Consider the following 24,042-nt stretch of genomic DNA (forward strand, 5'->3'; position numbering starts at 1 on the left):
CCGTGGAGCAGCATGAGAAAGAGAAAGCGCTACGAACGCTGTCGCAGCGCTGATGCACCGAAGGCTGCGGGGCGATCAGGCGAACGCTGCGGCCCCTCCCTGGTCCACCAAGCGCCCCTTGTCCAGATGCCAGGTCCGCTTCGCATGGCTGGCGGCTTTCTGGTCGTGGGTGACCATCACGATGGTCTTGCCGTGCTCCCGGCTGAGCAGTTCCAGCAGCAGCAGGATGTCATCCGCCGTGGCCCGATCCAGGTCACCCGTCGGCTCATCGCAGACCAGCAACCGCGGGTCGGCCACCAGCGCCCTGGCAATCGCCACGCGCTGCAACTGGCCACCAGAGAGCTCTGAGGGTTTGTGCTTCGCGCGATCCTCCAGCCCCACCACCGCCAGCGCAGCCGCCACACTCTTCTTGCGCTGGGCCTTGCTCATGTTGGTGATCAGCAAAGGCAGTTCGATATTGCGCTCCGCACTCAGCATCGGCATGAGGTTGTAGAACTGGAAGATGAATCCGACGTTCTCCGCCCTCCAGCGAGCCAAGGCATTTGACGAGTGCTTGTCCAGCCGCTCATTCCCCACCCGAAGCTCACCCGCATCCGGCCGATCCAGCCCGCCGATGAGATTCAGCAGGGTGGTCTTTCCCGAACCCGAGGGCCCCATGAGCGCGACAAAGTCGCCCTCGGCAATCTCGAGATTCACGTTGTCGAGCACACTCACCGCTTGCTTGCCGCGCACATAGGTCTTGGTCAGCCCTTTGATGGAAATGATCGAACTCATGGCTTGATTCCTCGCTTTGGACGCTTGATGCGCACTGATTCAGATATCGCTTGCATTGACGGAGACTCCCTCACGCAATTTGTCGAAGCCGCTCAAGGCCACGCGATCTCCCGCCGACAGGCCGGACACAATGACTTGCCCATCACCCTCTCGTAAGCCCAGGACCACGTCCCGCCGATTGATCTTCGAACCCACGACGACGTAGACAAAGGCAGACCCGCCATCCATGCCCGACTGCACCGAATCGGCAGGCACCACCACACGCGGAACGCCGCCGGATGCGTCGGCCCTTTCCGGCGCGCGATCGCTGATGAAGGCGACATGGGCGCCCATCTCGGGAAGGATGCGCGCGTCTTTGTCCTTGAAGCCAAGGCGGACCTTGACGGTGCCCTTGCTCCGGCTGGCGGTCGGCACGATGGCCACCACCTGGCCCGCGATCTTCCAATCAGGGTAGGCATCCAACCGGATGGTCGCGGGCTGGCCAACACGCAGCTTGTGGATGAAGTTCTGGTTGACATCCACCTCGACCTCCAGCGAATCCATGTCCACCAAGGTCGCAATACCGGTGCGTATCGTTCCGCCCCCCGAAGAGATCGGGGACACGATTTCTCCGGCCTGCGCAGCCCGGCTGGTCACGACACCGCTGAAAGGCGCTCTGACGACGGTGTCGTCCAGATTGCGCTCGGCCACCGCCAAAGCCCCCTTGGAGACTTCAAGGTTCCCCTCGGAGACCAACACCGCCGCCCGCAAGCCGTCGTATTCCGATTTCCTGGTCTGCAACGCTTGAGCACTGATGAAACCGGCGGCGGCCTGTTCCTGCTCGCGCTGGTACTGCGGCAAGCCGTTCGCCAACGCCAACCGACTTTGTTCCAACATGGCCTCGGCGAGCCTGACGCCGCCTTGCGCCTGCCGCAATGCCGCCAGCATATTGCTGTCGTCCAGTTTCGCCACCACTGCGCCAGCCACCACCCGCGAGCCTTCTTCGATGAACAGTTGATCGAGTCGACCCGCCACCTTCGGCGCCAACGTGGCCTCCCGACGGGCCACCACATAGCCCGTCGCTTCCACCACCACGCCACCGGCGGGAGCACTCGCGCCACTCGCAGTGACCTGCTTGACGACCACCGCCTTGACGGGCACGGCTTGAGTACTGGGCAGATAGAACCAGGCCAGGGAGGCCCCGACCACCAAGAGGCCGGCCACGCTCCAGCCAGCCCAACGCCTCTGCGGCGTGGCCGGCTCGATCGGCTTCGCACCGGACCGGTCCACACGAAGCTGCTTGAGGAGTTCAGACTTTGCAACCGTCATTGTTCGCACCGATCGGTCAAACACCTTGATCCATGGGCGCGACGATCTCGCGGCAGCACAGCGACTGGGACCATCATGTAGCGCGAACCCATGGCACTAGGCACGCAGCGCCACTGCCACGGGCTGGCGAGCCGCCCGAACCGCCGGAACGAGGGCGCCCAGCAACCCGATCACGCACGCCCACACGATGCCGGTGAACACCAGCCGCCAGGAGACCGACAGCTCGAACACCAATTGCGAGAGGCCCGCATTGATCGTGCTGGCGACATAGCCGTTAAAGAGTGCATAGGCGAGCGCAGCACCCAGGCAGCCCCCAATCAGCGACAACAGGGCTGCCTCCAGCATGAAGGCCACCGTGATGCTGTCGGTGCGGAAGCCCACCGCCCGCAAGGTGGCCATTTCCACCTTGCGCGCATCCGCCGAGATGTACAGGCTGTGCACCGCGCCAAAGAGAGCGCCCAGCGCCATGATGAGACCAATGGTGTGCGCCGCCGTCCGGAGCGCTTCGGACAGGTCCTTGGATTGCGCATCGAAGTATTCGGACTCGATATGCGTCACCACATGCAGATTGCGGCTTCTCAGCAACTCCTCCCTGAAGCTCGCCGCTTGGGAGGGTGACACGAGCCTCACGTACACCGCATTGACGTAAGTGCCCATCTCCAGTGCGGACTGCAAGGTGTCAGCATCACCCAGCACCTCCGAGTCGTGAATGCTGCCGGACGCGTAGTGCCCCACAACCGTCCAGCTACCGTTGCCAATGCGCACCTGGTCGCCGACCTTGAAGCCTTGGAACATGCGCGCCACTCCGGTGCCCACGACCACTTCGCGCAACCCAGGCTGGAAGATGCGGCCAGTGATGACCTTGATGCTGGAGTGAATGCTCAACCCCTGCTTGCCCACCCCCCGCAGGTTCACGTTGCCATCGGCCATGGAATCGATGAACTTCGCAGGAAACACGGTGACGATCTCGGCGGAGGCAATCGCCTGCTCCTGGGCATCTCGCGCCACCTGGGGCGCGGAGACGATAGTCTCAAACGCCTCCCGCGAGATGGCGCTGCCCATCTCCGATTCCGAGCCCGAACTCATCACCAGAACGTTGTCATTCCGTCCGGAACCTTTTAATGAATTGTCGAGGCCGGCCGCAACGGCCAGCATGGTCACAAGAACCGCCACAACCCCCGCAATGCCGATCACGACAACACTGGATGATCCCAGCCGCTGGGGCAATGTCTGCAGCCCCATGGCCAGCAGCGGAAACACTTGTCGAACAAAACCGATCATGTGAACCTTCGAATCAAAACGTGTGAAGTCAACGCCTGCTGGCAAGCGCGTCAACGATCTTCAGCTTCTGTGCCTTCCACGCCGGGATGAGCGCAACGCACACGGCCAGCAGGGACGCCATCACAACCCCGGGCCACAATCCCGACTGCGACAGTTCAACGACGTGCAATTTCCTGTTGAACGCTGGCACCAGCAGATAGGCCAGCCCCAGGCCGGCGCCAGCACCCAGCGCACAGAGCAGCACCGACTCGCCCACAGTGATGAGGGTCACCAGTCGGTCTGAATACCCGAGGGTCTTCAACATCGCGAACTGGGGGATGCGCTCATGAAAGGTGTGCATCATTGCGTTGCCGATCATGAAAGCCAATGTCGCCAGGACCACGGCGGTGATCGACCCGATCACCAATCCGACGTTGCCCACCTGCTTCAGGATGGTCAGGGCCAGCGCCTGTTGCGGCGTGGACCGGGTCTCATAGGACGAATTGGCAAAGCGCGCATCAATGGCCTGCGACACCGTCGCCGCATCGATGAACTGCTTGGGCTTCACCAGATAGAGATCGACCTTGCCCTTGTCCAGAATCCTGGATTCATCCAGGTAGGCGTAATGAAACAAGATGCGGCTGCCAAACTGACCCATCATGCTCGGATCTTTGATGTTCAGGACTGCCACCACGGTGAAGGTCCAATCCGTCGAGCCGTCCTCCTGCAGGAACTTGCCGTTGGCGCTCATCGTGATGCGATCACCGACCTTCCATCCAAACCGGCTTGCGATCTTCGGCCCGATGATGGCCCCGGTACGGGTGGCTTGCAGCTCATTCATCTGCTCGGCAGTAATGCCAAGCTGAGCACTACGCATCTCCAGCAGTTGGCGGATATCCACGGCACCCGCCTGGATGGAATTCTTGGGGTCCTGGTAGTAGCCATCGACCACCGCACTCGCGCTCACAAGCCCGACGCCGGGCGTGGCTTCAATACCGGCACGGTAGGCATAGGGCAAGGGCAAACCGTATGAAGACCGGTTCATCACCACCACGATGTCGGAGCCGAACCCGGGCGCTGGATGCGAGAGCGCGTAGTTGACCGTCTGCATCACACCCAGCAGCAGAAACGCCGTGATCAAGGACAACAAGGTCAGCGCGGTACGGACGGGGCGATGCCACAGCGATTGCCAAAGGAGAAAGAAGTACTTCATCTGTGCAGTGCATTGAACATTCGTGCCGATGCCGGCGGGACAGCGAATTGCATGAATCCCGAATCGCCCGAGGTGCCGGGGCCACTTGGGCTTTGACACTGGCAGACGGGAAGCGCGCTGGGCTTGAACAAAAGAGCGGGCAGGACGGATGGAGTGGTGTGCCTCATGAGGGAGTGAGGGTGCATGAAAGGGCCGATCGCTTCAGCAGGCGATGGCGGTGAGCAGGGCCAACCCGGCGCCTGTGGGTGCTGCTTTCACGAGCTCGAAACGGGCGGCATTCAACAGCGCGCGATATTGCTGCTCGGTTCGCTCCAGGCCCCCCGTCATCACCAGCATCACGATGTCGATCAACGCGGCCTCCGACGACCCAGGGCCCGGGCCCACCAGCCGCTCTGCAAGGACCAGCCGGGCACCCGGCCGCATGGAACGCCGGCAATTCCGCAGCACCTGCACGGCCTGTTCATCATTCCAGTCGTGGATGACCTCTTTCAGGAGGAAGACATCGGCCTGGCAGTCGATGACACCGAAGATGTCCCCTTCTTGCACCTCACATCGGCTCCCGAGCCCAACGTCTTCAAGATAGCGCCGAGCGTCCTCGATCACCCCACGCTGCTCCACAAGAATGCCGCGAGTGCCGGGATGCCGATTCAGCAGTGCGGCCATCAGCACCCCGCGGCCGCCGCCGATATCGGCAATACACTCCCCGGGTTCGAGTTCCACGACCTCTGCAATGACAGGCGCCATCGCGGCGGTCATGCTGGCCATATTGGCGTGAAAGGCAGCGGCGGCATCGGGCCGCTCGTCCAGGAACTGGAACAAGCTGGTCCCGTGTTGCAGGTCGAAAGCAGAGCGCCCCGTCCTGACGCATTCCGTCAGATGCTGCCAGGCTCCCCACCACCACGGCTGGCCATAGGACAGCAACTTGCCCGCGACCGACCCCTTGGCATCCGTGCGCAACAACTGCGCCGCCGGGGTCATGGCAAAACGGCCGTCGGCATTCTCCTTGAACACCCCCAGCGTCGAGAGCGCCCGCAGCAGTCGATAAAGCGCGGTCACATCGGCACTGACCACGGGTGCCAGTTCCTGCGCGTTCATGGCACCGGCTGCAAGGCGATCGGGAATCCCCAGGGCCGCCGCCGCGTGCAGCAACTGTGTATGACGGTAGCCGCCGATCAGGCGCTCGACCAGCTCGACCACACTGGCGTCTGTCGCCGCCAAGTCCTGGCCCATGCGGCCCCCCACGGGCTCTGTGCCGATCAGGCCGCTCATGGAAAGGGGAATGTTCTTCATAGTCCGGCCCGGTCCAGCAGTTGTACCGCCAGACCGGGTTCCGCAACGCCGCCTGCAGCCAGCAAGGCATCCAGCACCTGCTCCTGCAGCGCCCCGCGGGACATCGCTTCCGAGTACGAGATGTCGGCGCGGAAGGTCACCATGGAGTAGCGGGGCACGAATCGATTCGGGAAACGCCGCTCCAGCGCGAGGGCCAGTTCCTTGCGATTCACGAAATCAGCAGAGAGCATTCCCTCCCGCAGGTCCCGGTAGTTTTCGATGGCCATGGCTGCAATCGCCTCGGTGTCCGTTCGGCGCGTGCGGTTGAATTCCGCGAATGCAGCCTCCGGGTCCTGGTGTCGTTCCAACAGGTCGGAGATCAACACACAGTCTTCCAGGCCGCAGTTCAGACCCTGGCCATGGAAAGGCACGATCGCATGCGCGGCGTCACCGATGAGAAGCACACGGTTCACGTGCCATGGGAAACATCGCACCGTGCCGAGCCTGCTCTGGGGATTTGCAACGAACTCGGCTTCGAAATCAGGGATGAGCCGGAGCAAATCCGGGAACTTGTCAGCGAAAAACCTGCGCGCGACCTCCGGCGCCGACAATTCAACAAACAAGTCGCGCGGCATGAACAAGGTGGCAATCAAGGTGCCATCGGGGTTGGGCATGGCAATCGCCATGAAGTCGCGACGCGGCCATACGTGCAGGGCACTCGGTTCGAGCGCCCAGCCGCCATCGGGCAGGGCCGGAATATTCAATTCCTTGTAGTCGTGGTCCAGCGGCTCCTCCGAGACCTGCACCAGCCCTCTTTCCACCAGCGCCCGGCGCACGCCGGAACGGGCCCCATCCGCCGCCAGGACAAGCCGCGCTGGCGCTTCGGAGTGCAGCCGGCCCTGTGTATCGCGCCAGCTCACAACACCGGTGATCGGATCGACGTCGACGACTTGTGCATCAAAGACAATCTCGACGTGCGGCGTTTCATCGGCCGCCTCGATGAGCGCGGTGTTCAGCCGGGCCCGACTGATCGCGTGAATGGAATCCTGGGATGTTTGCCCATAGGGGATGAGCGGGCCGGTCCCATTCAGCTCGTGCATGCGCCTGCCCTGCATGGGCATCATCTCGTGCCGGAGCCGGTCCAATACACCGGCCTTTTCCAATGCCACAAGCCCGCGGGCGGCCAGCGTCAGGTTGATCGACCGGCCTCGCTCTGCGGCATTGCAGCGCGGATCCGAGCGGCGCTCAAGAATCCGCACCTGCCAACCCTGACGCGCCAGCAGCATTGCCATGACGGATCCGACGGGTCCGGCGCCGGAGATGATGACCTTCTCAGCCATGCAGCCTCCATGCGGTTTCGTCGGTGAATCGATCGATTCCGCCCCCCGAATGACTGCTTTCATCTGAGCGTTCTCGCGCATGGCCTGGCGCCCAATGGCAGTCGCCGCATGTGGCCGTGCGATCTCTCAGCGCCCTTGCTTCAATGTCGAATGCATAGCTCCGCATGGCCATCTTTTTTTAATGGTGTAAGCCTGACATCGTTTTGACAGCGAGTGACCTCTTCTTTGTCAAAACGACCCCCCTGAAAAGCAGCCCGACTGTAGTCGCACAAATTTGAAATGTGCGATAAGTGGAAACCCTGCGCGCTCAACGCACTCAAAAATGACAAATGGAGCGGCATTTCTTGCGAATGTCCGCATTCGACGCGTCTGTCGACGTCGTCGACGTCGTGGCATTTGGAGCAAGCCGGGCAGGACACACCAGTCGCGCAAGGACCTTGATGTTTTCAGGTCAGCTGAGGTGTCCACTGAATCACGGACCGAGCGCAATCACGGCCCATGCCCGCGCCTGAATGCGCTCCAAGCGCGAGGCCATCGGCAGCGAATCCGCCTGCCTTCCGATTTCAGAAAACGGCATGCCAAAGAGACGGCGTAACACGGCCGCTCTCCGATCTATCCGGGGACCTCGTCTTCCAGCACCATCACGAACCCGATACAGACCGGCTCCCCTTCAGCCAGCAGCGCAGCACAGACGCTCACCCGCGTCGCCCGATCATGCTGCCGCAGCCCCTGCTTTGCCGCCACGCCGAGGGCCGCCCCGTTCACCATGCCCACGCGCCGCACCTGCGCCACCAGTGCGGCGCATTCCCCGTGAACATCGGCCATCAGCTCAGGCAATGGGCGCCGTCGCAACAGCGCCTCGTCCGCCACCCCCGTCAACCGCAGGAAAGCAGGATTGGCCATCAGCACGCCGCCGTCCGCATCGGTGATGACCAGCGCATCTGCGCTTGTCTCCACCGTCTCTGCCATCCGCGACAGCGCGAGCCTCACCTCCACGCCCCCCTCGGCCGAACCACCGACCCGTTCCTCCGTGCTACGCACATGCAGCATCAACTGCCGTCGCCCATCGACCATCAACGGTGCGGCCGCCACATCCAGCCGCCCCAGCGTGCCCGCCTCACATCCCCGTCGATTCGTCGAGCGCCCGCTGCTGCGCGTGGCCACCAGCAATTCCAGCACCGGTCCGAGCAAGGTCATCGGCAGGCTGTCGGTCAGCGGTAGATGCAAAAGGTCCTCCAAGTGCCGCCCTAGAAGCTCCGCAGTGCGGGCATTCGCCTGCAGCACCACCAGGCTCGCCGCATCCAGCATCAGCACCGCATCATGGGCCACCTGATACAGACGCTGCGAACGGCTTTGCACCAGGCGATAGCGCCAATAGTGGCGCTCCATTTCCTGCTGCACTTCCAAAAATCGCTGCTGCAGTGCCACCACCGCGCGCAAATCCCGGCCCACCGCCAGCACCGGCCCGAACGTTCCGAGACGAATGGCGGACCACGCAAGCGGCAGATCGGCCTGACCCGGCCATGGATGCATCAACTCCCGCCCGCGTGGGGACTCACCACAGCGAGACACTTCCTCCAGCAGCGAGAGCACCTTGGGCTGACTTTCCGGGCTCACCGTGTCTGTCCATCGGCGCCCCACCCACTGATCGCATCCCGCGATGGGCACCCGCGCGCCTTCGGCCACCTCGACGATCACGCCGTGGGCATCCACCACCAAGGCAATATCACCCACCACCCGCGCCATGGTGATCGCCAGCTCATGCGCCAGCGACGCGAGCGCACTGAGGTCGGGTTCGGGGGGCGTGGACACCGTCGCGGCTCCCGATCGATGAGATGACATGCCGCTGCCGCGCAAGGCTGCACCGGCGCCCGTTGCGACTCCTGCGGCGCAACGCTTTGGTCGTCGGCGCGGCCTCGGGCGCCGCGCACCCGCCCTCTCCTCCCGGACCTCGCTTCACGCCAGGCGACGACCACCGCGCCTGCGTCCTGCCGATTTTTCTCGCCGTTCTCTGGCCCATGGAGGGCCTGACATCCGCCTCATCCGAGGTGCTGGGGCCGCGTCCCATCAACTGGGCGCGCCTGGCTTGGCACCTTCGGGCATCAATGCCCGCAGCATCTGAAGATCCTCACCCGTCACCAGGGCCGCTTCCGACGAAGCTGCAGCAGGTGCAGCGGGCGCCGATGCAGCCGGAGACTTCATCATCAGCTCCGGATGGAACTTCGCCATTTCCGCCCCATACAGCGGCTTGTGCGCCCCCTGGTGGCACGTGGCGCAGTTGACCTTGGCCACATCGCCCATGGGCCCCAGCCGGTTGGAGGGGAAGGTGTGGGTCAGTGGCACCAGGAACTCCTGATTCAGCGCCCGCGTCATGTGAATCCCATACCAGGCCGTCACCCGGGGCGGCGAGCTGTTGTCCCACGAGCCCAGGGAGCGGGTGTTGTGGCACTGCGTGCAGTTCACCCCCAGCGACTTGGACATGTGCATCATCAGCCCATAGGTCCATTCCGCCTGCTTGATCGACTGACGATTGCCCGACGGCAGTGCTTCGGTGCCGGCCACGCGGATGTTCTCGTTGCCCAGCAGGAAGGGCGTGAAAGGATCATTGGGCAGTGCCGCCAACCCGACGCTGGGCGCGGGTGCATTCTGACCTCCACGCTCACTCGCCAGGCCGTTGAAGCTCTTGGGCATCAGCGGCTGGAACCACACCTCCTTGGGCACCGGCTCCCCGCGATGGCAGGTGTAGCAGGTCACGCCCGTGCGGCCCACATGCCGCTGCCAATCGGTGTTGATCGTCTGGTTCATCACCAGCATGCGGCGCGCCACCAGCTTGGGGTAGAGCGAATCGTCCGCAAAATTCTGCACGTTGTGGCAGTGAACGCAGCCCTGCTTGGGTGCCACCCACGCGGTCATGGCGGCCATGGTGCGGTTGAACTCGCCCACACTCAGATGCCCCAGCACTTTGACGTTCTGGTAGACCTGGCTGGCCTTGGGCCCATCCGGAGACGCCGCCTCCAGCGGCGCAGGCGCCGCGTTGGCCGGCGCCTCTTCCGCCAGCGTGCGCGGGTTGTACACCAGCTCCATGCCGGTGCCGCGATAGCCCCGCTGCACGGTCTCCACCGGCGGACGCTCGCAACCCGCAAGCAGGCCCAGGGCCCCGAGCAGGACAGCCAGGGTCCGCATGGAGGCCCGCTGGAAGGCTTGGGTCCGCTTCATCGTCACTCCCCCGGTCTGGTTGGTGCGTGTCATGGCTGGACTCCCGGGACGATCAGCGACGGATCCGCCACCGGCGGAAAGACCGCCGGATACATCGGCGCAATGCCATGCTTCACGCCCCACAGGTACCAGTTGTCCACCACGGTGCCGGTCAGCAAGATGCCAATGCCACCGGTCAGCGGACACAGCACCGCGAACCACCAGGCCCAGCGGTGAATCGATTCCATCGTGGCATTGAAGCCCATGGTCCAGCGCCAGAACAGCGCGGCCCGCTCGCTGGCCGTGCCCCGATCGGTGATCTGTTCGATCTCTCGCTCACCACCGAATCGGCTCACCGCCAGAATCGTCGCGCCGTGCATCGCAAACAGCAGGGTGCTTCCGTAGAGGAAGACGATGCTCAGCATGTGGAAGGGGTTGTAGAACAGGTTCCCATACCGCAGGGAGAAGGCCGCCGTCCAATCCAGGTGGGGGAAGATGCCGAAGGGCACGGCTTCGCCGAAGCTGCCCATCAGCACCGGGCGGATGATGCCCAGCACCAGGTAGAGCCAGATGGCCGCCGCAAAGGCCCAGGCCACATGCGTGCCCATGCCCAGCTTGCGAGCCCGCCGATACATGCGTACCCACCACAACAGGATGGACGCAGTCAGGAAGAAGCCGGCCATCAACCACCACCCGCCCTGCTTGAGGGGCGGCAGATGCAGGCCATAACCGGGAGGGGGGGGCTCCAGCGCCAACCAGGGCAACTGCCGCACGAACTGGACGGGGTCCCAGCCCACCGAGGCAAACATGTTGAGCCCGATGATCTCGATGGCAATGAAGCCACAGAACAGCGACAGCACACCCAGCCAGCCCAGGTAGATGGGCCCCAGTTGCGCATCACCGATGCGCCCCAGCAGATGGGAATGGAAACCGTGACCGCTGCGCTGGTACTCGTCACGCCCCAGCGGGATGCCGGGGTAGGACGGTGCCGCCACCTGCACGCTGGTGAAGAGGTTCTGATATTCAGACACGATGGTGCTCCTCGGAGGCCCGCGCCAGGGCGCGCGCCAGGCCATGCTTCTTGTTCACTTCCAGACCGGCAGGTTGAGCCACCAGCTCCACCACTCCGGCCAGCCACGCGTCCAGAAAGGCCCGCTGATGACGATGCACACCGCACTCCAGAAGCCCGCCGACAGCGCCAGGAACAGGCCCAGCCGGTGGATGCCCAGCGTGCCAATCGAATAGCCGATGGTGTCGCGGAAGAAGGTGTTTTCATGCTCGGCGGTCTTGACCACCTCGCCGGGCGCCGGATTGGTCGCCGACAGGATCAATGCCCCGTGCAGACTCAGCGCGAAGGTGGTGGCAAAGAAGAAGCTCACCGCCAGCATGTGCGCCGGGTTGTAGTGGAAGTGCAGGTACTGATAGCCCGTGTTGGACACCCAGTCCAGATGGCTGATGATCCCGTAGGGGAAGGCATGCCCCCACGCGCCCATCAGCACCGGCCGGATCACCACCAGCGTCACATACGCCAGGATGGCCACCGCAAAGGCAAAGGGCACGTGATAACCGATGCCCAGCTTGCGACAGATCTCCACCTCCCGCAGCGCCCAGGACACAAACGACCCGATGGCACAGACGGTGATGAGCTGCCACAGGCCGCCTTCCATCAAGGGGGCCATGCCCAGGCCGTAGTGGAGGTCCGGGGGCGCGATGTTGATGCGCCAGAGGTTCCAGGTGCCGCCCTGGGACGCCCCCCACACAATCAGCAGGACGCCGACCAGCGTGAAAAACGCCGTCGTCACCCCAAAGAATCCGACATAAAAGGGACCGACCCAGAAGTCGAACAGGTCGCCTCCCAGCAGGGTTCCGCCGCGTACGCGGTACTTCCGTTCGAAGTTCAGCATGGCCATGATTGCCACCTCCGGTAGAGGGCTGCCCGCAACGTGCAGGGCCCTGTGCAGTCCCGGCACGGTGCAGGGTCTTCGCCCCGCACCGTGTTTGTCGCAGACGCGAAACTACTTCGGCGCCGGTGCGGCTGCCGGCATGGCCGAGTTCTGAACCACCGGTCGGGTGTTCGGTCCATCGAGCCAGTTGTACTTGTTGGTACTGAGCAGGATGAAGTGAATCACCAGCGCCAGCACAAACAGGAAGGCGAACAACGCAACCAGCGCTCGGCGCGGGTCGAATAACAACCAGATCTTCCACATGCTTGAATCTCCTAGTTCAGGTGCGACATGAAGGTGTAGACCCCCGAGCGCACACCTTTGATCAGTGATTTCTCACCCTCCGCCCCTGGCAACCACGTGCGCCACTCAAGGAACAGCATCTGCGCGGCGAGCGCGATCAAGAGCACGAAAATGAAACTCACGAGGAACAGGGCCTCGTCAGTCCGGGTGTTCTGCGCGGCATGAGCGCTGGCAGGAACGGTCGTGATCTGCGCCATGGCGGACCTCTCTTTCAATGCAAAGTCACCCTGGGCTCAGAGCCAGGGACGCCACATCCACACCAGCACATGGGCCACGATGGCAACTGCCGTGTAGCCAATGAAGCTGGTCATGAAGATGCCGTGGAACTCCCGGGCTTCACTTTCAGTCAGCCCGGACAATGAGCCTGATCTGTTATCAGCCATATCCAACACTCCTCAATTCGACCTTGGGGACCCACGGCACCACCGGCCAACGGCACGGGGATGGCGGCTCCTTGCGGCCAGCACCGCGCAGCTCCCGCGCGGCAGGGACTTCCAGGGCAGCAGGCCCACGGCAAGGCTTGTGTTCATGTGACCGCTCCGATCGCGGCGGCCGCCAGCTGGCGGGCCTGCCGTTCCAGGTCTTCCACGGTCACCTCCGCCCCTTGGCGGGCGCGTGCGGCGGCTTCCGCCTGCTCGCGCAGTCGCTTGGCGGCGGAGATGCGCACCAGCAGGGGTTGCGCCTCCAGCAACTCGTCCAGCACCGCGCGGGCGGCATCATTCCAGGGCAGCTCGGCCAGAGCCCGCGCGGGGGTGGGGTCCACCCGGTCCAGCTCGGTGCCCAGCGGCAGGATGTGGAAGAGCGCATCAAACAGGGCGTTGCAGAACTCCTGCACCAGATAGGTGGCGCCGGCATAGCCCATGAAGGGCGTGCCGGTGGCACGCCGCACGATGGCCCCGGGGAAGGACGCAGGAATGAAGGCCGGCTTCATCGGGCCGGCGCTTGCGGCCTCGGCGAGGTACATGCGCTCATTGAAGCTCCCATACAGCACCAGCGGTGGCTTCTCATGCACCAGGGCGCGGATGGCGGCGTTGTCGGTCTTCTGCCCCGGCTTGCGGGCCACGGCAAACTGGCAGGGCAGGCCCAGCTCGTCTTCCAGAAAATGCCGCACGCCGCGCGCATAGGTCTCGCTGGCCACAATGCCGAAGCTGGCCGTGGCAAAGAAGTCCTGCGTGACGGAACGCCACAGGTCCCACAGAGGCTTGATGGTGGTGTGCTTCTCGCGCTCGATGAAGGGCTCCGGGTCCAGATGCAGCAGCCGGCCCAGTTCCCGCAGGAAGGCGGTGGTGCTGTGCAGGCCGATCGGCGCTTGCAACCACGGGCGGTCCAGCGTCTCGCACAGCAACTGGCCGAACTCGCGATAGAGGCAGATGTTGGCATCCGCCTCCGCCAGACGAGGCACGTCGGCCAGATGGCTGCCCAGCGGGAAGCTCAGGTTGACCTCGGCACCAATGCCTTCCACCAGACGTCGGATTTCATGCAGGTCACTCGCGCTGTTGAACTGCCCATAACAGGGGCCGATCAGGTTCACCCGCGGCTTCTCCCCCGCAGGGCGCTGCTCAATGGGAGTGCGGGCGGGGACCTTGCGCGGCCCATGCTCGGCCCACAGCCAGAACAGGGCGCGATTGGCGCATTGCCATTGGTCTTCGTCGATGGTGCGCGGCAGGAAGCGTGCAATCGTTGTGCCCTCGGGCGTCACGCCGCCGCCGATCATCTCGGCGATGGAGCCCGTGACCACCACACTGGGCAGGTCCGGGTCCAGCGCGGCATGGGCTCGCCGCATATTGCCCTCGGTGCCCTCGCGACCGAGTTGTTCCTCGGCCAGCCCGGTCACCACGATGGGCAGCTCATGCGGCGGCAGCGCGTCGGTGTAATGCAGCACCGAAGTCACCGGCAGGTTCTCGCAGCCCACCGGGCCGTCGATGATGACTTGCAGGCCCTTGATGGCCGTGAACACATACACAGCGCCCCAATAGCCGCCGGCCCGGTCGTGGTCGATGACGAAGTTCACAGCATCTGCTCCGACTGCCGGCGCTTCATCAGCTTGATGACCTGCCGCCGCGTGTCCTCCCGGAACTCGGGATGCAACACCGGGGTGTCACTCCAGACACCGGCCTTGTCGCCAGCGCCCGCATCCCCGAAGAAGTCCCGCATGGCGTGGAACCGCGACTGGTTGTTGATGGCGCCGTTGATGACCTGCGCCAGCGAGCCGGCGCCCGCCGGGCCCATCAGCGGCCGGGCGGAAATCAGATTGGTGAAGTACAGGGCCGGCAGCCCACGCTGCTTGCAGGCCTGCACCAAGGGCGTGGTGCCGATGGCCAGTTGCGGGCGATGGCGTTGCACCGCTGCCAGGTCCTGCTCCAGCGACGCGCGGTATTGCACTTCACAGCCGTGAGCCTCCAGCCACACCCGGTCCGGCTCGGACCACGGTGTGCGCGGGCAGGCGGTACCGACGTAGGGGACGGTGGCGCCGCTGTCGATCAGCAGACGCGCCACCAGCAGTTCGGAGCCCTCATAACCGCTGACGGTCACCTTGGCCGTGGTGGGGGCTCGGGCCAAGGCCCCCCGGATGGCCGGCAGCACGGCTGCAATGGCCGCCTCCACCTGGGCCTTGGGCACTTCGGCCGCTTCTCCCACGGCCCGCAGCCAGGCTTCCGTGCCTTCAGCGCCCACGGGGGCGGAGGGCACCACGGGTCGCCCTGCGGCCTGCAGTTCCCGCACGCAGGCGGTGTAGAAAGGATGCGTCGCGGCCACGACCGAACAGTCCAGCGCGGCATACAGCTCACGCCATTCGCGGGTGGGTACGGCGGGCCCGACCTTGAGGCCCATGGGCGCCAGCATGCCGCCGATGACCATCGGGTCGGCAGGAAAGAGTTCACCCAGCAGGCTCACCGTCCTGGCCGTATCCAGGCCCTGCTCTCGCCAGCCTTTGGGGGCGGCCACCGGGCCAGCCTCCGCCTCGCTGCGCGCCCGCTGCAGCATGGCGCCGGCCAGCACATCCTTGGCCTCCGCATGCGTGGGAACGCCGAAGCCGGGCACGTCGATGCCGATGATGCGTACACCATTGATGACCTTGGGCAGCAATTGCAACGGCACACCGCTGGCGGTCGGCACACAGAGGTTGATGACCACCAGGGCATCCAGCTGCGCCGGATCCGCCTGGGCATGCACGGCGTCGCGAATGTCCTCGAACAGCTTGCCCGTGACCAGGCTCTCGCTGTTGAAGGGGACATAGCCCACGCTGCGCTTGGCCCCATAGAAATGCGAGGTGAACGTGAGGCCATACACGCAGCAGGCCGATCCGCTCAGGAGGGTGGCCGTGCGGCGCATGCGCAGGCCCACACGCAGCGCCCCGAAGGCCGGGCACATGCTCTGCGGCTGGTCATGCGGGCCGGTGTGGCTGGTGGGATAGTCGGCCGCGTAGCGCGCCAGCGTCTCCCGCGTAGCGGCGCTTTCGGCCTGGGCGCGTTCAACCGTGGCGTGGCATGGGCTCATGGTCGTCTTTCTGGAGTCAGGCGGCGTCGTAGACGACTTCCAACGTGGGCTTGTGGATCTCGGTCCGGCCCACCATGTCAAACACGGTGGCGGGTTCCATCTGGAAGTCGCGCCCGGTCACCTCGGCGGAAAACAGTCCCAGCAGTTCATCCTGGGACTGCGGCTTGGGCCGCACCGGGGGCGCCTCCGCCACATGGGCGGCCAGCTCCGCAAACAGCGGGCCCCACTCCCCTTCGGGCTTGCCGATGATTTCGTAGCTGGCGCTCTTGCGGCGGATGTCGTCATGCGCCGGAATGGCGGCCAGCACCGGGATGCCAGCATTGCGAGCGAAGGCGGCGGCTTCACCGGTGCCGTCGTCCTTGTTGATCACCATGCCGGCCACGCCAACATTGCCGCCCAGCTTGCGGAAGTACTCCACCGCACTGCAGACGTTGTTGGCGACGTAGAGGCTTTGCAGGTCATTGCTGCCCACCACAATCACCTTCTGGCACATGTCGCGCGCAATCGGCAGGCCAAAGCCCCCACACACCACATCGCCCAGGAAGTCCAGCAGCACGTAGTCGAAACCCCAGTCGTGGAAGCCCAGCTTCTCCAGGGTTTCGAAGCCGTGGATGATGCCGCGCCCGCCGCAGCCGCGCCCGACCTCCGGGCCGCCCAGCTCCATCGCATACACGCCGTCGCGCTTGAAGCAGACATCGCCGATGGCCACCGCCTCGCCGGCCAGCTTCTTGCGGCTGCTGGTCTCGATGATGGTGGGGCAGGCCTTGCCGCCGAACAGCAGGCTGGTGGTGTCGCTCTTGGGATCACAGCCGATCAGCAGCACCTTCTTGCCCTGCTGGGCCATCATGTAGCTGAGGTTGGCCAGGGTGAAGCTCTTGCCGATGCCGCCCTTGCCGTAGATGGCGATGATCTGGGTGGTCTTGGTCACCGGCCCGGTGGCGGGCGCATCGGGCTCGATGGCCGCCTCGTCTCTCAAGGCCTGGGTGCGGGGCTGGAAATGCATCGGCGCTTCGGCCGGAAGGGTCGAGGTGCTCATGGCGCCCTCCGGTTGAGGGCAGGCATCGACCGAATCCCCGCAGCTTGCGCAGGGAGGCGGACCGGCTTCGGTACCGACACAGGGTGTCTCATGCGTGGTGTCTCCAGTCCAGGACCATCTTCAGGCAGCGGGCATCCCCAAAGGCTTGCGCATAAGCGGCCCCCGCGTGCTCGGCCGGTTCGGCATGGGTCAGCAATCCGTCGAGGGACAGGCGGCCGGCATGCAGCAGCGCATTCACGGCCAGCATGTCGGGCCGCTTCCATTCAGCGGCGATGCGGATGCGGGCTTCGCGCGTGAAGGCCGGCGCAAAGTTCAGTGACAGGGGCTGGGCATAAAAGCCGGCCAGCACCACTTCGCCGCCGAAGGCCATGCGCCCGATCAGGCTGTCCAGCAGGCTGGCGTCGCCGCTGACGTCATAGATGGCGCGATAGTCGCGGCGGGGATCGTCCTGCGGATGCATCACGCGGTAGCCCACCGCGCCGTCCTGGCGCAGGGGGTTGGTTTCCCAGACGGTGAAGTCCAACAGACCCGCCGCCACATTCATGCGGGCCAGCAGCCGCCCCAGCACCCCATGACCCACGATCAGGTCCGGCGGTGTGTGCGGCTGCCCCTGCCCGCCGCCGGCCACGCTGTGATAAGCCGTCGCGGCCAGCGCCAGCAGCACGGCCTGCTCGCCCAGCTTCTCATCCACCGGGATGACCTTGGCGCCCGGCACGACCAGCCGCGAGGCCGAGGCCCCAAACAGGCCGCGCACCTCGCCAAAACAGCGGGCGCCCGGCACAAACACGCGCTGGCCCACCCAGTTGCTGCTGCCGGCGTTGACCGCCATCACGCGGCCCACCGCTTCGTAGCCGGGCACCAGCGGGTAGCCCATGCCCGGAAACATCGGCATGGTGCCGTCCCAGATCAGGCGTTCGGTGCCTGTGCTGATGCCACTGAATTCCACCTCGACCACCACATCCCCCTCCTGCAGCGCAGGCAGCCGCAAGGGCGCAAGGCTGAGGTGCTGGGGTTGCTCGATGACGACGGCGGTGGTGTTCATGAGCGGTCCGGGAGAGCGGTGAGGCCAACCGGTGAAGCTGTGGTGTCCATGTGAGTCATACTACGCTTACATCGCCAAACGTCAATCTAGATTTACATTCGAAGAGGAGGGGGTTTTCGCGAGGAGGATGCTGGCCTGCAAGGGCAAGGCGGTCGGCAGGCACCGCACCTGCACAAATCCCGCCTCGGCCAGCAGGGCGCGCAGCCGCTGCTCGCTGCGCGGCTCGCCGCGCCCCATGGCCAGCAGGTAGACCCCGAAATAGGCGTCACCCATGCGCTGCGCGCCGGGCGTGTCGGCCAGGGGTTCCGCCAGCAGCAGGCAGCCACCGGGCACCAGCGCCTGGCGCACCGCTCGGAGCAGCCGCAACACGCGTGCATCGTCGTGGTCATGCACAACTCGCAGCAGGGTCACCAGGTCGGCGCCGCCGGGCAGCTGGTCCTGCAGGAAGTCGCCGCCCACGGCGCTGCAGCGGCCGGACAGTCCGGCCTGCGCGAAGCGCTGCCGGGCTGCGGCCGCCACGCCCGGAAGATCAAACACCTGCACCTCAAGGTCCGGAGCCGATTGCGCGGCACGGCTGGCAAATGCACCGTTGCCGCCGCCCACGTCCAGCAAGCGGCGGTGGCGGCGCAACGAATAGGCACCCAGCACCTGGTCGGCCACCAGGGGCTGCGAGGCGGCCATCAGATCGGAATAGGCCTTCAGCCGTTCGGGCGGCAGAGCCTGCGGCGCATCGGTACCGGCATAAGGCCAGTAATCCGCCAGCCCGGCGTCTCGCCGCCCACCGCGCAAAAGCGCCAGGGGGTCGGCCAGATCACGGTAGAGCGCGGCGTGATGCTCGATCATGGCGGCCAGTCCCGCGTCGCCCGCCAGCGGGGCGCCGAGCGGCCCCAGGCCATATCGCTCCAGGGGGCGCCGTTGCAGCAGTTGCAGCGCCACGGCCGCACGCAGCAGCCGCTCGGCCGACGCCAGCGGCAGTTGCCAGTGCAGCGCCAATGCCGATGCACTCTGCGGCCCCTCCGCCAGCAGCAGTTCAAACACGCGCAGCTGCACGCAGGCCAGCAGCACCTGCGAATACACAAAGCCGGCCACCAGATCAAACACGCCGGCCGCCCGTCGCCGTGCGACCCAACGGGTCAGCGGAAAGGCCTGGGCCCAGCGCCTGAAGCTGGCACTGGCCAGCAGGCGGTCTCGCCAGGCCAGCGGCGCGTCCGTCCAGTGGGTGGCAGGCACTGCAGAACCAGGGGTGGGGCTGACACGTGCCATGCGGGGCTCGCTCAGGCCGCCGCAGCAACGCGTGCCGACAGGTGCTGCGGCACCAGGCGGTCCGCCTCCCGGCGGATCAACTGCCGGAACTGCGTCGCGCCGGGGCAGGCCGGCACCGTCAGCAGCGTGGCCTGAACCAGGCGCTGGAACTCCGCCATCGCCCCCTCCAGGCCCAGTTCGCGGGCATAACTGGGGCGGTTGAGCGCCACATCCTGGCCGCCAGGTTTGCCCAGCGCCTGCGCATCCAGCATCACATCACGAATATCGTCCGCCACCTGGTAGGTCTGGCCCAGGCGTTCGCCCAAGGCCCGCCACGGCTCGCCATCCGCGCCGGCGGCCTGCGCACCGGCCATGGTGGCTGCGGCAAACAGAGCGCCGGTCTTGGCCTGCTGATAGTCCGCCAGCGACAACTGCGGCTCGCATTCCCAGGCCTGCCCGGCCACGATGCCCATCGGCATGCCCACGCCCTGCGTGATCGCTCGCAGCAGCACCGGCAGCCGCGAGAGATGGTGGCGCGCCGAACGGCTCAACACCTCAAAGGCCGCCACGATGAGCGCATCGCCCGCCAGCACCGCGAGCCTTTCCCCAAAAGCCCGATGGACCGACAGCCGGCCCCGGCGGGTTTCGGCACCGTCAAAACAGGGCAGATCGTCATGGACCAGGGACGCGCAGTGCAGCAGTTCGATGGCCGCCAACGCGGCATCCGTCAGGCCCGGGTCATCTTCCCCACAGGCCTGCGCAACAGCCAGGGTGAGCTTCGGCCGAATGCGGGCGCCGCCCGGGAAGACGGCATGCAGCATGGCGGCGGCCAATTGCGGCGGGTGGCCTGGTTGCAGGGCTGGGGCCAGGCTGGCCCGCAGGGCGCGTTCGATCCGGTCGTCTGAGGGCATGAGCGGCCTTTGCTGAATCTTCCGCATGTACACACGGAATTACATTACAGTTCGTCAATCAGAATAGACAACTCCTGGAGTCGCGTCAATGAACCGTGTCCGACCGCTGGCCCCGCTGCAAGCACCGCGTGTGGTGGTCATCGGTGCGGGCATGGGCGGGCTGACGGCGGCGGCGCTGCTGGCCCGGCAGGGCTTGGACGTGCAGTTGCTGGAACGCGCAGAAGCGCCGGGCGGCAAGATGCGGCCGGTGGAGCTGGGCGCCTTGCGCCTGGACGGCGGGCCTACGGTGCTGACCATGCGCTGGGTGTTTGAAGAGCTGTTCCAACGCCTGGGCACCACGCTGGACCAACATGTCCACCTGCACCGCAGCGAAGTGCTGGCCCGGCATGCCTGGAGCGCCAGCGAGCGGCTGGACCTGTACGCGGACCTCGAACAGAGCATCGACGCCATCAGCCGATTCAGCAGCCCGGCGGAAGCCTCCCGCTACCGGGCCTTCTGCCAACGCGCCGCACAGGTCTTCCACACGCTGGACCCGTCCTTCATCCGTGCCAGCCGCCCCTCGCCGGTGTCGCTCACCTGGCGGGTGATGCGGCAGCAGGGGCTCGCGGGCTTGTCTCAACTGCTGCGCATCTCTCCGTTCACCTCGCTATGGCGGGAACTTGGCCGCTTCTTCCATGACCCGCGCCTGCATCAGCTCTTTGGCCGTTACGCCACCTATTGCGGCAGCTCGCCTTTTGAGGCTCCGGCCACGCTGATGCTGGTGGCCCATGTCGAGCGGGAGGCGGTCTGGCAGGTGGAAGGCGGCATGGCGCGCCTGGCGCAGGCATTGGCCCACTGCGGCCAGCAGCAGGGCGTGCGCCTGCGCTGCAACGCAGAGGTTCATCGGCTGATGGTGCGCGATGGCCGGATCTGCGGCGTGCAACTGGCCGACGGTGAACAGCTGGCGGCAGACGCGGTGGTCTTCAACGGGGATGCCAGAGCCCTGACGGAAGGCCTGCTGGGCCCGGCGGCTCCACAGGGCCTGTGCCATGGCAGCCCTTCGCTTTCGGCGCTCACCTGGCATGCCGAAGCCACCACCGGCGGCCTGGACCTGTCGCATCACAACGTGTTCTTCGGACCGGCCACCGGCTATCGCGCCGAGTTCGACGCCATTGCGGCCGGGCGATTGCCCGAATCGCCCACCGTGTATGTCTGTGCCCAGGACCGCAGCGGCCAGGCCCACAGACGACGGCCCGGGCTGGTGGCCGGACAGCGCCTGCCGGAACGCCTGATGTGCCTGGTCAATGCCCCGGCCGACGCCCCCGGGCGCGGCCTCACCGCCGAGGAGATCGCCCGATGCGAGCAACAGATGTGGGGGCGGCTGCGCGCGGCGGGGCTGCAGGTGAGCCTGTCCAGCCCGCCGCTACAGACGCGGCCGCTGGACTTTGCGCAACGCTTCCCGGCCAGTCAGGGCGCCCTGTATGGACCGGCCAGCCGGGGCTGGCGCGCGAGCTTCCACGCGCGGCCGGCGGGCCGAACGCCGTTGCCGGGCCTTTTTCTGGCGGGCGGGTCGGTGCATCCGGGGCCGGGTGTGCCGATGGCGGCCCTCTCGGGCCGGTTGGCAGCCGATCAACTGATCGAGGACCTGGCTTCGACCTGGCGGTCCCACCCGGTGGTTATGCCTGGTGGTATGTCGATGCGCTGAGCGCGCCCCAGGCGGACGGCAGCCAACATGCCCTGACGCTGATTGCCTTCATTGGCAGCGTGTTCTCGCCCTACTACGCCTGGGAACGCCGTCGCCACGGAGACGACCAAGCGCAGGCCGAGGCGCACTGCGCGCTCAACGTCTCGCTCTATCGACGCGCCCCCGGCGCGCGGCAGTTCTCCCGGCGCTGGGCCATGACGGAACGTGCAGCCCCCGCCCTCCAGCGAGACGCCGATCACCTGGACATCGGCCCCAGCCGGCTCGTCTGGCGAGCCGATGGACGTTTGCAGATCGACATCAACGAATGGACGGTACCCTGGCCCCGTCGTCTGAGGGGCCAGGTGCTGCTGCAGCCGGGCGCCCTGCCCGGACGCTCCTTTGCCCTCGATGGCCAGGCTCGCCACCACTGGCAGCCGATCAGCCCCAGTGCTCAGGTGTCGGTGGAATTCAGCGCACCGGCCTGCCAATGGACGGGAGATGCTTATCTGGACACCAACCATGGCAGCCGGCCGCTGGCGCGGGACTTCCACAGCTGGCAGTGGCAACGGAGCAGCCAGGCGGGGGGGGCCACCCAGGTGCTGTACGACGTGCGAGGCTTGCAGGGGCCGGCGCAGACCCTCTCGCTGGCCATTGAAGCGGATGGCCGTGTGCATGCCGTGCCGCTGAAGCCACCACAGCGCCTGCCTTCCACGGCGTGGCGCATGCACCGGCACAGCCGGGGCCATCAGCCGCCGGAGCTGGTGGCCACACTGGAGAGCGGACCGTTCTACTGCCGTTCTTTGCTGCTGGACCGGGAGGGTGATGCACAAGCCCATGCCCGCGGCGGCGTGCTGGCCGTGCATGAAAGCCTGTCGCTGCAGCGCTTTGAACAAGCTTGGGTCCAGGCCCTGCTTCCGTTTCGCATGCCCCGGCGCGCCGCCGGGCCTTGGGGACGCTGATGGCCCGCGTCTTCATGCTGGGCGCAAGCGGCACCATCGGCCAGGCCACCGTACGGGCGCTGCGTCGGCGGGGACATGAGATCGTGTGCCTGGTGCGTCCACGGGCAGGGGTGGGCGGGCGACTGGATGTTTCCGACCTGGGCCGGTTGCTGCCGGGTGCTGAACTGCGAGTGGGTCATGCAGGAGATCTGCAGTCCCAGCAGCAGGACGGCTGGCGGGGTGAACGCTTTGACGTGCTGGTGTCCTGCCTCGCCTCCCGCACCGGCATGCCCCGCGATGCCTGGGCGGTAGACCATGAGGCCCACCTTCATGCGCTGGCCTGCGCACGGGCCGCCGGGGTCCGGCAGGTGGTGTTGCTGTCCGCGCTGTGCCTGCAAAAACCCCAGCTCCCCTTTCAGCAGGCCAAGCTCGCCTTTGAGCGGGTCCTGATGGACGCCGGTCTGCACTGGTCCATTGTGCGGCCCACGGCGTTTTTCAAGTCCTTGTGCGGGCAGGTGAAGCGGGTGCGCCGGGGCCAGCCCTTTCTGCTGTTTGGGGACGGCAGGCTCACGTCCTGCAAGCCCATCAGCGATGACGATCTGGCCAACTATCTGGCCGACTGTCTGCACGACCCCGACCGCACCGACCGCATCCTGCCCATCGGCGGCCCCGGGCCGGCCTTGACCCTGCGGGACCAGGGCGAGTTGCTGTTCCGGGCGCTGGGCCTTCCACCGCGTTTCCGCGAAGTGCCGGTGGGGCTGATGGATGCCATCGTCGGCAGCCTGGGCCTGCTGGGACGGGTCTGGCCCGCTGCCGCCGACAAGGCAGAGCTGGCGCGCATCGGTCGCTACTACGCCACCGAGTCCATGCTGGTGATGGACCCGCTGACCGGACGCCCGAATGAACGGCTCACCCCGTCGGCGGGTCGCCAGACCCTGGGGGAGTTTTATGCGGCGCTGGCGCGTGGGGAGGTGACGCTGCCGGAGCGGGGAGATCACGCTGTGTTTTGAGTTGCTCGCGCTTCCAGCGCCACCAGCTCCACCACTGCCAGCCGGCCCAGCCCATCACCAGGCCAAAGACCAGCACCAGTTCGATCAGGCCGTAGTGCCG

General features: G+C 65.9%; 22 protein-coding genes. 3 read left to right on the forward strand and 19 right to left on the reverse strand.

What is annotated here, in order from left to right; translation table 11 throughout:
- Positions 1–75: 75 nt before the first annotated feature.
- The 19 genes from OU995_RS00015 to OU995_RS00105 form a co-directional block, all read right to left on the reverse strand.
- On the reverse strand, positions 76–774 hold the full coding sequence (locus OU995_RS00015) for an ABC transporter ATP-binding protein (RefSeq protein WP_267833308.1): 699 nt from the start codon (positions 772–774) through the stop codon (positions 76–78).
- Between the two features lie 39 nt (positions 775–813).
- Complete coding sequence (locus OU995_RS00020) at positions 814–2,106, reverse strand: efflux RND transporter periplasmic adaptor subunit (protein ID WP_267833309.1); 1,293 nt, start codon at positions 2,104–2,106, stop codon at positions 814–816.
- A gap of 72 nt (positions 2,107–2,178) precedes the next feature.
- Positions 2,179–3,363 (reverse strand): ABC transporter permease, encoded by a 1,185-nt coding sequence (locus OU995_RS00025; RefSeq protein ID WP_267833310.1) that lies wholly within the window; start codon positions 3,361–3,363, stop codon positions 2,179–2,181.
- A gap of 28 nt (positions 3,364–3,391) precedes the next feature.
- A complete protein-coding gene (locus tag OU995_RS00030) occupies positions 3,392–4,555 on the reverse strand; it encodes an ABC transporter permease (protein WP_267833311.1) in 1,164 nt (387 codons plus the stop codon).
- Between the two features lie 201 nt (positions 4,556–4,756).
- Positions 4,757–5,824, reverse strand: a complete 1,068-nt coding sequence (locus OU995_RS00035; protein ID WP_267833312.1) for a methyltransferase — start codon at positions 5,822–5,824, stop codon at positions 4,757–4,759.
- A gap of 17 nt (positions 5,825–5,841) precedes the next feature.
- Positions 5,842–7,164, reverse strand: coding sequence for an FAD-dependent oxidoreductase (locus tag OU995_RS00040; protein WP_267833313.1), 1,323 nt, complete (start codon positions 7,162–7,164; stop codon positions 5,842–5,844).
- Positions 7,165–7,776: 612 nt separating this feature from the next.
- On the reverse strand, positions 7,777–8,976 hold the full coding sequence (locus tag OU995_RS00045) for a PAS domain-containing protein (protein WP_267833314.1): 1,200 nt from the start codon (positions 8,974–8,976) through the stop codon (positions 7,777–7,779).
- Positions 8,977–9,231: 255 nt separating this feature from the next.
- Positions 9,232–10,413 (reverse strand): photosynthetic reaction center cytochrome PufC, encoded by a 1,182-nt coding sequence (pufC, locus tag OU995_RS00050; protein WP_267833315.1) that lies wholly within the window; start codon positions 10,411–10,413, stop codon positions 9,232–9,234.
- Positions 10,410–11,390 carry a photosynthetic reaction center subunit M gene (gene pufM, locus OU995_RS00055; RefSeq protein WP_267833316.1) on the reverse strand — a complete coding sequence of 327 codons (981 nt, stop codon included), beginning with the start codon at positions 11,388–11,390 and terminating at the stop codon, positions 10,410–10,412. The genes pufC and pufM overlap by 4 nt, the downstream gene beginning before the upstream one ends.
- 54 nt (positions 11,391–11,444) lie before the next feature.
- Complete coding sequence (gene pufL / locus OU995_RS00060; RefSeq protein WP_267833317.1) at positions 11,445–12,269, reverse strand: photosynthetic reaction center subunit L; 825 nt, start codon at positions 12,267–12,269, stop codon at positions 11,445–11,447.
- Between the two features lie 105 nt (positions 12,270–12,374).
- On the reverse strand, positions 12,375–12,566 hold the full coding sequence (pufA, locus tag OU995_RS00065; protein ID WP_267833318.1) for a light-harvesting antenna LH1, alpha subunit: 192 nt from the start codon (positions 12,564–12,566) through the stop codon (positions 12,375–12,377).
- Positions 12,567–12,577: 11 nt separating this feature from the next.
- A complete protein-coding gene (locus OU995_RS00070; RefSeq protein WP_267833319.1) occupies positions 12,578–12,802 on the reverse strand; it encodes a hypothetical protein in 225 nt (74 codons plus the stop codon).
- Between the two features lie 36 nt (positions 12,803–12,838).
- Complete coding sequence (gene pufB, locus OU995_RS00075) at positions 12,839–12,988, reverse strand: light-harvesting antenna LH1, beta subunit (protein WP_267833320.1); 150 nt, start codon at positions 12,986–12,988, stop codon at positions 12,839–12,841.
- Between the two features lie 143 nt (positions 12,989–13,131).
- Entirely contained in the window at positions 13,132–14,616 is a 1,485-nt protein-coding gene (gene bchZ / locus OU995_RS00080) for a chlorophyllide a reductase subunit Z (protein ID WP_267833321.1), read from the reverse strand.
- A complete protein-coding gene (bchY, locus tag OU995_RS00085; RefSeq protein WP_267833322.1) occupies positions 14,613–16,100 on the reverse strand; it encodes a chlorophyllide a reductase subunit Y in 1,488 nt (495 codons plus the stop codon). The genes bchZ and bchY overlap by 4 nt, the downstream gene beginning before the upstream one ends.
- A 16-nt stretch (positions 16,101–16,116) precedes the next feature.
- Entirely contained in the window at positions 16,117–17,136 is a 1,020-nt protein-coding gene (locus OU995_RS00090) for a chlorophyllide a reductase iron protein subunit X (protein ID WP_267833323.1), read from the reverse strand.
- A gap of 88 nt (positions 17,137–17,224) precedes the next feature.
- Positions 17,225–18,178, reverse strand: coding sequence for a chlorophyll synthesis pathway protein BchC (gene bchC / locus OU995_RS00095; RefSeq protein WP_267833324.1), 954 nt, complete (start codon positions 18,176–18,178; stop codon positions 17,225–17,227).
- Positions 18,179–18,259: 81 nt separating this feature from the next.
- Positions 18,260–19,441 carry a methyltransferase gene (locus OU995_RS00100; RefSeq protein WP_267833325.1) on the reverse strand — a complete coding sequence of 394 codons (1,182 nt, stop codon included), beginning with the start codon at positions 19,439–19,441 and terminating at the stop codon, positions 18,260–18,262.
- A gap of 11 nt (positions 19,442–19,452) precedes the next feature.
- Entirely contained in the window at positions 19,453–20,331 is an 879-nt protein-coding gene (locus tag OU995_RS00105) for a polyprenyl synthetase family protein (protein WP_267833326.1), read from the reverse strand.
- 88 nt (positions 20,332–20,419) lie between these two features.
- Here OU995_RS00105 and crtD point away from each other — a divergent pair, with 88 nt between their 5' ends.
- From crtD to OU995_RS00120, 3 genes are read left to right on the forward strand one after another with little or no spacing between them, the layout of a single operon-like run.
- Positions 20,420–22,015: a 1-hydroxycarotenoid 3,4-desaturase CrtD gene (gene crtD, locus OU995_RS00110; protein ID WP_267833327.1), complete on the forward strand. Its 1,596-nt coding sequence runs from the start codon at positions 20,420–20,422 to the stop codon at positions 22,013–22,015.
- A 59-nt stretch (positions 22,016–22,074) separates the two neighbouring features.
- Positions 22,075–22,953 (forward strand): carotenoid 1,2-hydratase, encoded by an 879-nt coding sequence (locus OU995_RS00115; protein ID WP_267833328.1) that lies wholly within the window; start codon positions 22,075–22,077, stop codon positions 22,951–22,953.
- Positions 22,953–23,942, forward strand: coding sequence for an NAD(P)H-binding protein (locus OU995_RS00120; protein WP_267833329.1), 990 nt, complete (start codon positions 22,953–22,955; stop codon positions 23,940–23,942). Before OU995_RS00115 ends, OU995_RS00120 begins: the two co-directional genes overlap by 1 nt.
- The last annotated feature ends 100 nt before the right edge of the window (positions 23,943–24,042 follow it).

The sequence above is a fragment of the Roseateles sp. SL47 genome, from assembly GCF_026625885.1.
GTDB lineage: Bacteria > Pseudomonadota > Gammaproteobacteria > Burkholderiales > Burkholderiaceae_C > Roseateles.